Source organism: Pseudonocardia cypriaca, from assembly GCF_006717045.1.
GTDB classification, from domain to species: Bacteria; Actinomycetota; Actinomycetes; order Mycobacteriales; family Pseudonocardiaceae; genus Pseudonocardia; species Pseudonocardia cypriaca.
Genome location: NZ_VFPH01000002.1, coordinates 1,878,216 through 1,890,766, shown reverse-complemented (window position 1 = coordinate 1,890,766; position 12,551 = coordinate 1,878,216). Strand labels below are relative to the sequence as shown.

Genomic DNA, 12,551 nt, shown 5'->3' with positions numbered 1-12,551 from the left:
TGCACTCATGGCACGCATCGGCGACGGCGGTGACCTGCTCAAGTGCTCGTTCTGCGGGAAGAGCCAGAAGCAGGTCAAGAAACTGATCGCCGGCCCTGGGGTCTACATCTGCGACGAGTGCATCGATCTCTGCAACGAGATCATCGAGGAGGAGCTGGCCGAAGCGGGTGAGGTCAAGCTCGACGAGCTGCCCAAGCCGGCGGAGATCCACGAGTTCCTCGACCAGTACGTCGTCGGGCAGACCCAGACGAAGCGCACCTTGTCGGTGGCGGTCTACAACCACTACAAGCGCATCCAGGCCGGCGAACGCCGCGGTGGCGGCGACAGTGGCGACGGTATCGAGATCGCCAAGTCCAACATCCTCATGCTCGGACCCACCGGCTGCGGCAAGACCTACCTCGCGCAGACGCTGGCCAAGCTGCTCAACGTCCCGTTCGCGATCGCCGACGCCACGGCGCTCACCGAGGCCGGGTACGTGGGTGAGGACGTCGAGAACATCCTGCTGAAGCTGATCCAGGCCGCCGACTACGACGTCAAGCGCGCCGAGACCGGCATCATCTACATCGACGAGGTCGACAAGATCGCCCGCAAGTCGGAGAACCCGTCGATCACGCGCGACGTCTCCGGTGAAGGCGTTCAGCAGGCGCTGCTGAAGATCCTGGAGGGCACCACTGCGAGCGTGCCGCCGCAGGGCGGGCGCAAGCACCCCCACCAGGAGTTCATCCAGATCGACACCACCAACGTGCTGTTCATCGTGGCGGGTGCGTTCGCTGGTCTCGAGAAGATCATCGGCGACCGGGTGGGCAAGCGCGGGCTGGGCTTCGGCGCCGAGATCCGCTCCAAGCGCGACCTCGACCCTTCCGAGAGCTTCACCGAGACCCTGCCAGAGGACCTCATCAAGTTCGGCCTGATCCCCGAGTTCATCGGCCGCCTGCCGATCGTCGCCTCGGTCACCTCGCTGGACAAGGACGCCCTCGTCAAGATCCTCACCGAGCCGCGCAACGCACTGGTCAAGCAGTACCGCAAGCTGTTCGAGATGGACGGCGTCGAGCTGGAGTTCACCGAGGACGCCCTCGAAGCGGTCGCCGACCAGGCCATCCTGCGCGGCACCGGCGCCCGCGGCCTCCGGGCGATCATGGAGGAAGTGCTGCTGCCCTGCATGTACGACATCCCGAGCCGCGACGACGTGGCCAAGGTCGTCGTCACCGGTCAGACGGTGCGCAGCAACGTCAACCCCACGATCGTTCCCCGCACCCCGGCCCGCCGGGAGCGCCGGGAGCGTTCTGCCTGAACCTTCCACGAAGCAACGCCGGTCTGCGCCACGCGGGCCGGCGTTGCTGCGTTGTGCGCTCAGGCCGATTCCGACGAACGGCGCATCGGTCGGAACCTATCCGACGAACGCGCCGCTCGTCGGAACGTTCGTCGGCCGCTCGTCGACCGCTGGGCTCGGCTGCATACCGTATGGCCCAGCCGCGGTTGCAGGGGTACCCGACGTGATCTACGTTCACGCGGTCCTGTCGGGATGAGGTGGCGAGGGAGCCCCCATGGCAGTCGGTTTCCTGCAACGCGAGCGCATCATCGCGCCGCCGGGCTGGAGCAGGTGGCTGATCCCACCCGCTGCGCTGTCCATCCACCTCGCGATCGGGCAGGCGTACGCCTGGAGCGTCTTCAAGAACCCGCTCGCCGCCACGATGTTGCAGGGCAACCCGGCCGCGGGCACGCTCACCGCGCTCCCGTTCACGCTGGGCATCGTGATGCTGGGGGTCTCGGCGGCCGTGTTCGGCACCGCGGTCGACCGCAATGGGCCGCGCTGGGCCATGTTCATCTCGATGGTCTGCTTCTGCACCGGCTTCCTGGTGTCGGCGCTGGGCGTGTCGATCGGCCAGTACTGGCTGGTCGTCCTCGGCTACGGGGTGATCGGCGGGATCGGGCTCGGCATCGGCTACATCTCGCCGGTGTCAACGCTCATCAAGTGGTTCCCCGACCGTCCCGGCATGGCCACCGGCCTCGCGATCATGGGCTTCGGCGGCGGCGCGCTGATCGCCTCCCCGTGGTCGGCGTCGATGCTCTCCGCGTTCGGGGCGACGGGCGACAACGCCCAGGCCAGCGGCGTCGCGCTCGCCTTCCTCGTCCACGGGCTCGCCTACGCGGTGTTCATGTCGGTGGGCTGGCTGCTCGTGCGCGTCCCGGCGGACGGCTGGCGGCCCGCGGGCTGGCACCCCTCCGAGGCGAAGACGCACGCGCTGATCACCACGGCCAACGTGTCGGCGAACAACGCGATCCGCACGCCCCAGTTCTGGCTGCTGTGGGTCGTGCTGTGCTTCAACGTCACCGCGGGCATCGGCATCCTCGAGCGCGCTTCGCCGATCTTCCAGGACTACTTCCCCGACGCCGGCACCGAGATCGCCGCCGCGGCGGCCGGCTTCGTCGCGATCCTGTCGCTGTCGAACATGGTGGGCCGGATCGTCTGGTCCTCGACGTCCGACCTCATCGGCCGCAAGAACATCTACCGGGTCTACCTGGGCGTCGGCGCCCTGCTCTACCTGCTCATCACGCTGCTGGGCAACGCCAACCAGGCGGTGTTCCTCATCGCGTCGATGCTGATCCTGTCGTTCTACGGCGCCGGCTTCGCCACGGTGCCCGCGTACCTGCGCGACCTGTTCGGCACGTACCAGGTCGGAGCGATCCACGGGCGCCTGCTCACGGCGTGGTCCACGGCGGGCGTGCTCGGGCCGGTGATCGTCAACGCGATCGCCGACGCGCAGATCGCGGCGGGCGTGCAGGGGCCCGGCCGGTACACGGTGGCGTTCTCGATCATGATCGGGCTGCTCGTGATCGGCTTCATCTGCAATGAGCTCATCCGGCCGGTGGACGAGCGGTACCACGAGCCGGCGGAGGAGCAGGCCATCGGCGCGACGGGAGCGAAGGCGGCATGACGCAGTCCGACACCGCAGGGGCCCACTCCGGTCCACCGCCGGTCGCGTGGCTGGCCTGGGCATGGGTGCTGATCCCGTTCCTGTACGGCCTGTACCAGCTCGTGATCAAGATCCCCGCACTGTTCGGGGGCTGACGCGCGTCGCGGTTCCCCGCTACGCGGCGGGGCGCCGCGCGTACACCTCGATCTCGATCTTCATGCGGGGATCGGCGAGGCCGCACACGAGCATGGTGGCGGCCGGCCGCACGGCACCGAAGCGGCGGCGCAGGACCGGCCAGCAGGGCTCGAAGTCGTCCCGCTCGGGCAGCAGGTACCGCACCCGCACGACGTCGGCGAACGTGCAGTCCGCCGCGGCCAGGGCGGCCTCGATGTTCACCAGGCACTGCTCGGCCTGCTCCACCACGTCGTCGGAGATCGTCATGGTGGTGTAGTCGAAGCCGGTCGTCCCCGACACGTGCACCCAGTCACCGTCCACGACGGCCCGGGCGTATCCGATCTGCTCCTCGAACGTGGAGCCGCTGAGGATCGCGCGTCGTGCTGTCACGGGCAGGACGCTAAGTGGCTGGCTGCGATACGTCCAATACACCAGATCGGTTCGCGACGTTGCTCAGCGCCTGTGCACCGCCGCCTGCGGGGGCGACGCCGTCCGGTTAGGGTCGCGCGGTGGCTGACAGCAGTGATGCAAGCGCCCTGTCCGAGTGGGTCACCGCCGTGGTGCGGGAGCTCGGCATCGAGGAGGCCCTGGACCGTGAGGGCGTCGTCGACATGGTGCTCGACCTGACCTCCGACGTCGCGCACGGCGTCTCCCGGCCGGGGGCGCCGGTCACCGCCTTCCTCATCGGGGTGGCGGCCGGCCGCGCCGACGACCCCGCCGTTGCCGCCCGCGACTACGCCCAGAAGATCAGCCGCCTCGCCGACGGCTGGGACGCCGACAGCGAGCGCGGCACCGCGGCGGGGGACCAGTCCCGACGCGCCTGACGTACGAGCGGCCGAGCCTCAGCCGGTCACGTCGAGGTCGGCGACGATCCGGGTGGGCCGGATGCGCACCACCAGCTCGCCCGGCACGCCGTTGCGCTTCCCGAACTCCTCGGCCTGGTCGGCGCCCATGTAGCGGCCGCCGATGGCGGTGGCGGTCCGCAGCAGCTCGTCCGGCTCGTCCGAGACCGACGCCGTGCCCTGAACCTGCACGAACGCGTACGGCGGCTCGTCGAGGTCGACGCAGAGCACCACGCGGGGGTCCCGGGCGATGGCCCGCGCCTTGGGCGTGGTGGCACCGGTGTTGAACACGAGCTCGTCGCCGTCGAGGACGAACCACACCGGCGCCACGAGTGGGCGGCCGTCCTTGGCGACGTAGCCGAGCTTGCCGGTGCGCGTGCCGGCGGACAGGAAGGCGCGGATCTCGGGCGTCAGGTCGGACACAGTCGGCACTGTATGCGCCGGCGTTCATCCGGCGACCGGTAACCGTTCACCCGAGTGGACTACACCAGGCGCATGCGTCTTCGGATCGATCGCCGAACCCTGCTCCGCGCCGCCGCTGTTGGCGCGCTCGCCGCGCCCGGGCTCGTGCGGGCCGACCGCCCGGTGCTCACCCACGGCGTGCAGTCGGGGGACGTGGTCCGCGGGTCGGGCCTCGTCTGGGCTCGGGCGGACCGGCCGTCGCGGATGGTCGTCGAGGTGTCCGAGGACGCCGGCTTCGCGCACGCGCGGCGGGTGGAGGGACCGGTCCTGACGCCGGACACCGACTTCACCGGGAAGGTGCGGGTGTTCGGGCGCGGCCGCACCGTGCACTACCGGGTCACGGCCGAGGACCTCGACCGCCGCGTCGCGAGCGACCCGGTGACCGGGTCGTTCCGCACCCCGCCCGCCCGGCAGGAGGGTGTGCGGTTCGTCTGGTCCGGCGACGTGGTCGGGCAGGGCTGGGGGATCGACCGGGACCGGGGCGGGATGCGGATCTTCCGGGCCATGGCCGAGCGCGACCCGGACTTCTTCCTGCACAGCGGCGACACCGTCTACGCCGACGGGCCGCTCACCGAGACCGTCGCGCTGCCGGACGGGAGCACCTGGCGCAACCTCGTGACCCCGGAGAAGCTGAAGGTGGCCGAGACGCTCACCGAGTTCCGCGGGCAGTACGCCTACAACCTGCTCGACGAGAACCTGCGGGCGTTCGCCGCCGCCGTGCCGCAGGTCAACCAGTGGGACGACCACGAGGTCACCAACAACTGGTACCCGGGCGAGCTGCTCGCCGACGACCGGTACACCGAGAAGCGGGTGGACGTCCTCGCCGAGCGCGCGTTCCGGGCCTACCACGAGTGGGTGCCGCTCGACCCGCGCCGGGCGCTCGACGGCCGCGTCTACCGGCGGCTGCCGTACGGGGCGCACGTCGAGCTGTTCGTGATCGACATGCGCACCTACCGGGACGCCAACGGCGCCAACACCGGGCCTGTCGGCCGCATCCTGGGCGAGCGGCAGGCCCGGTGGCTCGTCGACGGGCTGGCGTCCTCGCAGGCGACGTGGAAGTTCGTGGCCTCCGACATGCCGATCGGCGTGCAGGTGCCGGACGGGACGGCGTGGGAGGCCGTCGCGAACGGCGCCGCCGGACCGCCGAGCGGGCGGGAGGCCGAGCTGGCGTGGGTGCTGTCGGAGCTGCGCAGGCGCCGGGTCCGCAACGTCGTGTGGCTCACCGCGGACGTCCACTACACCGCCGCCCACCACTACGCGCCCGAGCGCGCGGCCTTCACCGAGTTCGACCCGTTCTGGGAGTTCGTCTCGGGCCCGCTGCACGCGGGCGCGTTCGGGCCCAACCCGCTGGACCCGACGTTCGGTCCCGAGGCGGTGTTCGTGCAGGCGCCGCCCGCTCCGAACACCTCGCCGGCTCAGGGGTTCCAGCACTTCGGTGAGGTCGAGGTCGCGCCGGACGGCGAGCTCCGCGTGGCCCTGCGCGGGCAGGACGGTCGGGAGCTCTGGTCGACCGCGCTGCCGACCATGGCGTGATCCCTGCTCCGAGGGGGAGTATCGGGGCATGCGGACCGTGGTCGGGGTGGCACGGTGGATCGGCTCGCGAGCCGGGCGGGTGAGGCGCCGTCGCGCGGAGCCCGTGCCGGCGGCGCAGGTGCGGCCGCTGGCGGCCGGCAGGCGCCCGCTGCTCACCGACCGGCTCGGCGAGCAGCGACGCGGTGGTGCGCGCCTCGACCAGGTCGACGGCACGACGTGCGGCAGCGCGGTGCTGATCGCCCTCGCGGCGTGGGCCGACCCGGCCGAGACGGCGCGGCTCGACGGCGACGAGGTCGCCGCCGCGCCGGACGGGCCGGGCGCGGTGGCGCGGGCCGGCGTCGCCACCGGGTTCGGCGCGCGCTACGACGCTCGGCAGGTGGAGGTGCACCGGCAGGCCACGCGGTTCTGGCCGCAGGCGCTCGGTACGACGCCGTGGGGGATGGTCCGCTGGTTGCGCCGGTACGCGCCCGCCGCCGGTCCCTACCGCGTTCGGCTGGTGGACGACGTGTCCGCCGCCGACGTCGAGGACGCGCTCGCCGTGACGGGGGTGGCTCTCGCCGCGGGCCGCCCGGTGCCGCTGCTGGTGGGTTCGCTGGTGCCGCGGCACTACGTGCTGGCCCTCGGCGTGGAAGGGGACGGCCGGTGGCGGGTGTACGAGCCGACGGGCGGACAGGTCCGCGTGCTGGACCTGCGGCTGGTCCGGGAGCGCAGGCTCGCGTCCGTGCTTGGGTTCGACCGGCTGCACGCGGTGCTGCTGCCCGCCTGAGCGGGCTCAGCGGTTGAGCAGTGAGTGCCGCCGTCCGTATGCCAGGTAGATCACCATGCCGATCGCCAGCCACACCAGGAACCGCAACCAGCTGAGCAGGTCGAGGTTCAGCATCAGGTAGAAGCAGGCCACGGCGGCGAGCACGGGCAGCACCGGTGACAGCGGCACCCGGAACGGCCGGTGCAGGTCGGGCCGGCTGCGGCGCAGCACCGGCACCGCGATCGCGACGATGATCATCGCGCTCAGCGCCCCGATGGAGACCATGTCGGCGAGCTCGGAGATCGGCGTGGTCGCCGCGATCACCGCGATCACAGCGGCGCCGATGATCGTCATGCGGTGCGGGGTGCCGAACCGGGGGTGGGCGGTGCCGATCGGTTCCGGCAGGAGCCCGTCGCGGCCCATCGCGAACCCGATCCGGCCGATGGTGACCAGCTCGACCATCATCACCGAGGTCAACCCGGTCACCGCGCCGATCGAGATCAGCGCCCCGACCCACGGCAGGCCGACCGCGTTGAAGGCGCCCGCGAGCGGGGCCCCCGGGTCGATCCGGTCGTAGGGCACCATCGCGGTCAGGACGAACGAGACCGCGATGTAGAGCAGCGCGCAGATGCCGAGTGCGCCGAGCAGCCCGATCGTCATGTCTCGTTCCGGCTTGCGGGTCTCCTCGCCCAGGTTGGCCAGCGCCTCGAAGCCGGTGTAGGCGAAGAACACGACAGCGGCGGCCGTGAGCATCCCGCCGACGCCGTACGCCGTCGCCTCGATGCCGAAGATGCCCTCGACGACCGGCTGCTCGAGGATCGAGCCACCTTCCGGTACGGGCGTTGCGGGCGGGATGAACGGCGTGAGGTTCGCGGCGTCGATGAAGAAGACCCCGACGCCGATGATCAGCACGCAGACCGCGAGCTTGATCGCGACCAGCACGTTGGTGAGCCGCGAGGACTGGCGGATCCCGAGCACCGCCACGATCGTCAGCAGACCGATGATCAGGACGGCCCCGATGTTGACGGGCGCCGTCTCGCCGAACAGCACCTGCGGCAGCCCGAAGAGGTTCGCGAGGTAGCTCGACCAGCTGCGCGAGACCACGGCGAGGCCGAGCCCGAACTCGAGCAGCAGGTCCCAGCCGATGATCCACGCGATCATCTCGCCGAGCGTGGCGAAGGCGTAGGTGTAGGCGGAGCCGGCCGTCGGGACCGAGGACGCTAGCTCCGCGTAGCAGAGCGCGGCGAGCGCGGCGACGACCGCGCCGATGATGAACGACAGCGTGACCGCAGGCCCCGCGTGCTCCTTCGCCTCGACCCCCGCGAGGGTGAAGATGCCGGTGCCGATGATGATGCCGACGCCGAAACCGATGAGGTCGCGCCCGCGCAGCGTCCGCTTGAGGTGCTCGCCCTTGCCGCGTTCCAGGACGTGCTCGACCGGCATCGTGCGCAGCACCGACATCCGAGCAAGGTAGCTCCGTGAGCGGGGTCCCGCCGGACGGGAAACCACCGCGCCCGGTTTCGCACCGGCCGCCCACGGGCGCACTCCCGGACGCTCGTAGACTTTTTCGGGTGACCGACACCCTCCCACCGCGCACTGCCGACCTGCCCGCCCAGTGGAACCCGGGCGAGGTAGAGGGCGTGCTCTACGAGCGGTGGGTGGAGCGCGGGTACTTCGAGGCCGACAACGCGTCGAACCGGCCGCCGTTCTGCATCGTCATCCCCCCGCCGAACGTCACGGGCAGCCTGCACCTCGGGCACGCCATGGACCACACGCTGATCGACATCCTCACCCGGCGCCGCCGGATGCAGGGCTACGACGCGCTGTGGCTGCCGGGCATGGACCACGCGGGCATCGCCACCCAGAACGTCGTGGAGCGCAGGCTGGCCGGCGAGGGCCGCAGCAGGCACGACCTGGGTCGGGAGGCGTTCGTCGACGAGGTCTGGTCGTGGAAGGCCGAGTCGGGCGGCGCCATCCTCGGCCAGATGCGCCGCCTCGGCGACGGCGTCGACTGGACCCGCGAGCGGTTCACCCTCGACGAAGGGCTCTCCCGCGCCGTCCAGACGATCTTCAAACGGCTCTTCGACGACGACCTCATCTACCGCGCCGAGCGGATCATCAACTGGTGCCCGCGGTGCCACACGGCGCTCTCGGACATCGAGGTCGACCACCACGACGACGAGGGCGAGCTCGTCTCCATCCGGTACGGCGACGGCGAGGACTCCGTGGTCGTCGCCACCACGCGCGTCGAGACGATGCTCGGCGACACCGGCGTGGCCGTGCACCCCGACGACGAGCGCTACGCCCACCTCGTCGGGCGTGAGATCGAGCTGCCGATCGTCGGCCGCAAGATCCGGGTGGTGGCCGACGAGCACGTCGACCCGGCGTTCGGCACGGGCGCGGTGAAGGTGACCCCCGCGCACGACCCCAACGACTTCGAGATCGGCCGCCGCCACGACCTGCCGATGCCCTCGATCATGGACGAGGCCGCGGTGATCACCGGGTCCGGCACGCGGTTCGACGGGATGGACCGGTTCGCCGCGCGGGAGGCCGTCCGCGAGGAGCTGCGCGCGCAGGGCCGGATCGTCGCGGAGAAGCGGCCGTACGTGCACGCCGTCGGGCACTGCAGCCGCTGCGACACGGTGGTGGAGCCGCGGCTGTCGCTGCAGTGGTTCGTGCGCGTCGAGCCCCTCGCGAAGGCCGCAGGCGACGCCGTCCGCGACGGCCGCACCACGATCCACCCGAAGGAGCTGGAGAAGCGCTTCTTCGACTGGGTCGACAACATGCACGACTGGACGATCAGCCGGCAGCTGTGGTGGGGCCACCGCATCCCGGTCTGGTACGGCCCGGACGGCGAGGTCGTGTGCGTCGGCCCGGACGAGCAGCCGCCCACCGGGGAGGGCTGGCGCCAGGACGAGGACGTGCTCGACACCTGGTTCTCGTCGGGTCTGTGGCCGATCTCCACGCTCGGCTGGCCCGACTCCACCCCCGACCTGGCGCGCTACTACCCGACGTCCGTGCTGGTCACGGGCTACGACATCCTGTTCTTCTGGGTCGTTCGGATGATGATGTTCGGGCTGTACGCGATGGACGGCAAGCCGCCGTTCGAGCACGTGTTCCTGCACGGGCTGATCCGCGACCAGTACGGCAAGAAGATGTCGAAGTCCAAGGGCAACACGATCGACCCGCTGGACCTCATCGACCGCTTCGGCGCCGACGCCCTGCGCTTCACGATCGCCCGCGGCGCCAACCCCGGCGCGGACATGGCGTTGTCGGAGGAGTGGGTCGCAGGCTCGCGCAACTTCGGCACGAAGCTGTGGAACGCCACGCGGCTCGCGCTGACCAACGGGGCGTCACCGGACCTCCCGCTGCCCGCCGAGGCCGACCGCACCGACGCCGACCGCTGGATCCTCGGCCGGCTCGCCGAGGTGGTGGAACAGACCGACGCGCTGCTGGAGGACTTCCAGTTCGCCAAGGCCACCGAGGGGCTCTACCACTTCACGTGGGACGAGCTGTGCGACTGGTACCTCGAGCTCGCCAAGGTGCAGCTGCGCGACGAGCGCACCGCCGACGGCACCCGCGCCGTGCTCGGCCACGTGCTGGACGCGCTGCTGCGGCTGCTGCACCCGATCAGCCCGTTCGTCACCGAGGCGCTGTGGACCGCGCTGACCGGCCGGGAGTCGGTGGTCGTCGCGCCGTGGCCGACGAGCGTGGGCGTGCCGACGGACGCCGCCGCGAACGGCCGGCTGGCCGACGTGCAGAAGCTCGTCACCGAGGTGCGCCGGTTCCGCACCGAGCAGGGCCTGCCCGACAGCCGCCGCGTCGCGGCCCGGGTCGAGGGCCTCGCCGCGGCCGGGCTCGGGGAACAGGGGCCGGGCGGGGCGGCCGCCGCGCTGCGGGCCCTGGCCCGCCTCGACGACCCGGGCGACGGCTTCGCGCCGACCGCCACGCTGGACGTCCTGCTCTCCGGCGGGAAGGTCCACGTCGAGATCGACACCTCCGGCGCGATCGACGTGGCCGCCGAGCGGGCCCGCCTGGGCCGCGACCTCGCCGCCGCGCAGAAGGAGCTCGACCAGGCGGACAAGAAGCTCGCCAACCCGAAGTTCCTGGAGAAGGCCCCGGCCGACGTCGTGGCGGGCATCCGGACCCGCCGTGAGGCCGCGGAGGCGGAGCTCGCTCGGGTGACGGCGCGGCTGGAGGCCCTGCCCAGCGCCTGAGCTCACCGACGAACGGCGCGTTCGTCGGAACGCCGTGCGGGTCAGAACCGGTGGCGGGTGTGGGAGAACGTGCCCTTGCCGAAGGTCAGGACCTTGGTGGGCGCCACGGCGTACACCAGCGCCGGGCCGACCTCGTGCTGGAACGCGCCGTCGCGCGCCTCGAACTGCCAGCGCCCGTCCCACTTCGTGCGCCACGCGTCGGCGAGCCGCTCCAGCTTCGCGTCGTCCGTGACCTGGACGGCGTCGCCCTCGACGACGACGTCGAGCCCGCGGTCCCAGTCATTGCGCCCGGTGGTCAGGACGACGTGCGGGTTGCCGCGCAGGTTGACGGCTTTCTGCTCGGCGGCGCCGGTGCAGAAGTGGAGGGCGCCGTCGAGCCAGATCGCGGGGAGCGGGGTGACGTGGGGTCGGCCGTCACCGCGGACGGTGGCGATCCAGAACAGCTCCGCCGACTCGATGGCTTCCACGGTGTCGTCCCACGAGGTCGGCGTGGCGTCCGGGTCGCTGAAGCGGCTGTCGAGCGAGGTCGTCGGTGCACCCATCGGGATTCCTCTCATGCCAGTTCGTCCACGATCAGCTGATCCATCCGGGCTGCGGTGGTGAAGTCACCGAAGCGGTTGCGCATCACGGCGACGGCGACGCCGGAGTCGATGTCGGCGAAGGCGGTGGAGCCGTTCGCGCCGAGCCAGCCGAACGTCGAGCCGGGCCGGCCGCGGCCGCTCGGGCGGAAGGGGCCGTAACCGAACGCGCAGGACGTCGGGAAGCCCATCACCTCGTCCATGCCCGTGAACGCGATCGCCGCCATCTCGGCGCGGCGGGCGGGCGACACGAGGTGGCCGAGGAGCGCGGCGTAGATGCGCGCGACGCCTCGGGCGCTCATGGTGCCTTCGGCGGGGATGTCGCTGGTGAGGAGGTCGGGCCGGTTGGCGTAGTCGGCGTCGGGTACGACGCCGGGCGGCATCGCCCGCGACAGCGCCGAGCCCGGCTCCGGCCGCCGGGTGTCGGAACCGACCTGCCTCGCGACGCGCGGGAGCAGGGGCCGGGGAACGCCGAAGTGGACTTCGTCGGCGACGCCGAGCGGCCCGGTGACGTGGGTGCGCAGCAGGGCGGAGATCGGCTCGCCCGTCGCCCGGTGCAGGGTCTCGCCGAGGAGGAACCCGAACGTCTTGGCGTGGTAGCCGAACCGGGTCCCCGGCTCCCACCACGGCTCGGCGTCGGCGATCACCGCGCACATGCCGTCCCAGTCGCACAGGTCCGCCGCGCTCGTCCCGGACGGGAGCCCCGGAACCCCTGCGGTGTGCGTCAGTACGTGGCGCAGGGTCGTCCGGTCCTTCCCGTGCGACCCGAACTCCGGCCACACCTCGGCGACCCGCATGTCGTAGGAGAGGGCGCCCCGTTCGACGAGGACGTGCGCCACCGACGCGGCCACCCCCTTCGCCGTGGAGCCGGCCCAGAACAGCGTCCCGGGCTCGACCGGTGCCGCGGTACGGGGATCGGCCACGCCGCGCGCCGCGTCGACGAGCGTGCGGCCGTGCCGGATCACGGCGACCTGCAGCCCCAGCTCTGCTCCCGAGTCGATCAACTCGTCGAGCAGGGCACCGATCGCCGGGCCGAGGCTCTCCTCGCTCACACCACATGAGACCGCTCGAGGGAGCGGAACTCA

12 protein-coding genes are annotated in these 12,551 nt (G+C 71.6%); 7 read left to right on the top strand and 5 right to left on the bottom strand.

Features of this window, described 5'->3' with window-relative positions; translation table 11 throughout:
• Window positions 1-7 precede the first annotated feature (7 nt).
• The 3 genes from clpX to FB388_RS39625 all read left to right on the top strand — a co-directional run bounded on the left by clpX (window position 8) and on the right by FB388_RS39625 (window position 3,070).
• The gene (gene clpX, locus FB388_RS26510; protein ID WP_142104865.1) at window positions 8-1,291 is read left to right on the top strand and encodes an ATP-dependent Clp protease ATP-binding subunit ClpX; all 1,284 of its coding nucleotides are present in this window, start codon (window positions 8-10) and stop codon (window positions 1,289-1,291) included.
• Between the two features lie 253 nt (window positions 1,292-1,544).
• A complete protein-coding gene (locus tag FB388_RS26505) occupies window positions 1,545-2,936 on the top strand; it encodes an OFA family MFS transporter (protein WP_142104864.1) in 1,392 nt (463 codons plus the stop codon).
• On the top strand, window positions 2,933-3,070 hold the full coding sequence (locus FB388_RS39625; protein WP_170225841.1) for an MFS transporter small subunit: 138 nt from the start codon (window positions 2,933-2,935) through the stop codon (window positions 3,068-3,070). The genes FB388_RS26505 and FB388_RS39625 overlap by 4 nt, the downstream gene beginning before the upstream one ends.
• 19 nt (window positions 3,071-3,089) lie before the next feature.
• Here FB388_RS39625 and FB388_RS26500 read toward each other — a convergent pair whose 3' ends face one another.
• On the bottom strand, window positions 3,090-3,479 hold the full coding sequence (locus FB388_RS26500; RefSeq protein ID WP_142104863.1) for a RidA family protein: 390 nt from the start codon (window positions 3,477-3,479) through the stop codon (window positions 3,090-3,092).
• A 119-nt stretch (window positions 3,480-3,598) separates the two neighbouring features.
• On the opposite strand from FB388_RS26500, the gene FB388_RS26495 reads away from it, so the two are divergent.
• Window positions 3,599-3,913 carry a DUF6457 domain-containing protein gene (locus FB388_RS26495; protein ID WP_211362227.1) on the top strand — a complete coding sequence of 105 codons (315 nt, stop codon included), beginning with the start codon at window positions 3,599-3,601 and terminating at the stop codon, window positions 3,911-3,913.
• Window positions 3,914-3,931: 18 nt separating this feature from the next.
• On the opposite strand, the gene FB388_RS26490 is transcribed toward FB388_RS26495, so the two are convergent.
• On the bottom strand, window positions 3,932-4,354 hold the full coding sequence (locus FB388_RS26490) for a PPOX class F420-dependent oxidoreductase (protein ID WP_142104862.1): 423 nt from the start codon (window positions 4,352-4,354) through the stop codon (window positions 3,932-3,934).
• A 72-nt stretch (window positions 4,355-4,426) separates the two neighbouring features.
• Here FB388_RS26490 and FB388_RS26485 point away from each other — a divergent pair, with 72 nt between their 5' ends.
• Together FB388_RS26485 and FB388_RS26480 are read left to right on the top strand one after the other, a co-directional pair.
• On the top strand, window positions 4,427-5,926 hold the full coding sequence (locus FB388_RS26485; RefSeq protein WP_142104861.1) for an alkaline phosphatase D family protein: 1,500 nt from the start codon (window positions 4,427-4,429) through the stop codon (window positions 5,924-5,926).
• A gap of 28 nt (window positions 5,927-5,954) precedes the next feature.
• On the top strand, window positions 5,955-6,692 hold the full coding sequence (locus FB388_RS26480; RefSeq protein ID WP_142104860.1) for a hypothetical protein: 738 nt from the start codon (window positions 5,955-5,957) through the stop codon (window positions 6,690-6,692).
• A 6-nt stretch (window positions 6,693-6,698) separates the two neighbouring features.
• Here the strand turns inward: FB388_RS26480 and FB388_RS26475 are convergent, their stop codons facing one another.
• Window positions 6,699-8,132, bottom strand: a complete 1,434-nt coding sequence (locus FB388_RS26475) for an APC family permease (protein ID WP_142104859.1) — start codon at window positions 8,130-8,132, stop codon at window positions 6,699-6,701.
• Between the two features lie 110 nt (window positions 8,133-8,242).
• On the opposite strand from FB388_RS26475, the gene FB388_RS26470 reads away from it, so the two are divergent.
• Window positions 8,243-10,888 carry a valine--tRNA ligase gene (locus tag FB388_RS26470; RefSeq protein ID WP_142104858.1) on the top strand — a complete coding sequence of 882 codons (2,646 nt, stop codon included), beginning with the start codon at window positions 8,243-8,245 and terminating at the stop codon, window positions 10,886-10,888.
• A 41-nt stretch (window positions 10,889-10,929) separates the two neighbouring features.
• On the opposite strand, the gene FB388_RS26465 is transcribed toward FB388_RS26470, so the two are convergent.
• Entirely contained in the window at window positions 10,930-11,430 is a 501-nt protein-coding gene (locus FB388_RS26465; protein WP_142104857.1) for a pyridoxamine 5'-phosphate oxidase family protein, read from the bottom strand.
• A gap of 11 nt (window positions 11,431-11,441) precedes the next feature.
• Complete coding sequence (locus FB388_RS26460) at window positions 11,442-12,518, bottom strand: serine hydrolase domain-containing protein (protein WP_142104856.1); 1,077 nt, start codon at window positions 12,516-12,518, stop codon at window positions 11,442-11,444.
• Window positions 12,519-12,551 lie beyond the last annotated feature (33 nt).

Excerpts from the sequence above, each read along its gene's own strand:
- clpX (WP_142104865.1), top strand. The coding sequence starts at position 8 with ATGGCACGCATCGGCGACGGCGGTGACCTGCTCAAGTGCTCGTTCTGC.
- FB388_RS26505 (WP_142104864.1), top strand. The coding sequence starts at position 1,545 with ATGGCAGTCGGTTTCCTGCAACGCGAGCGCATCATCGCGCCGCCGGGC.
- FB388_RS39625 (WP_170225841.1), top strand. The coding sequence starts at position 2,933 with ATGACGCAGTCCGACACCGCAGGGGCCCACTCCGGTCCACCGCCGGTC.
- FB388_RS26485 (WP_142104861.1), top strand. The coding sequence starts at position 4,427 with ATGCGTCTTCGGATCGATCGCCGAACCCTGCTCCGCGCCGCCGCTGTT.
- FB388_RS26480 (WP_142104860.1), top strand. The coding sequence starts at position 5,955 with ATGCGGACCGTGGTCGGGGTGGCACGGTGGATCGGCTCGCGAGCCGGG.
- FB388_RS26475 (WP_142104859.1), bottom strand. The coding sequence starts at position 8,132 with ATGTCGGTGCTGCGCACGATGCCGGTCGAGCACGTCCTGGAACGCGGC.
- FB388_RS26465 (WP_142104857.1), bottom strand. The coding sequence starts at position 11,430 with ATGGGTGCACCGACGACCTCGCTCGACAGCCGCTTCAGCGACCCGGAC.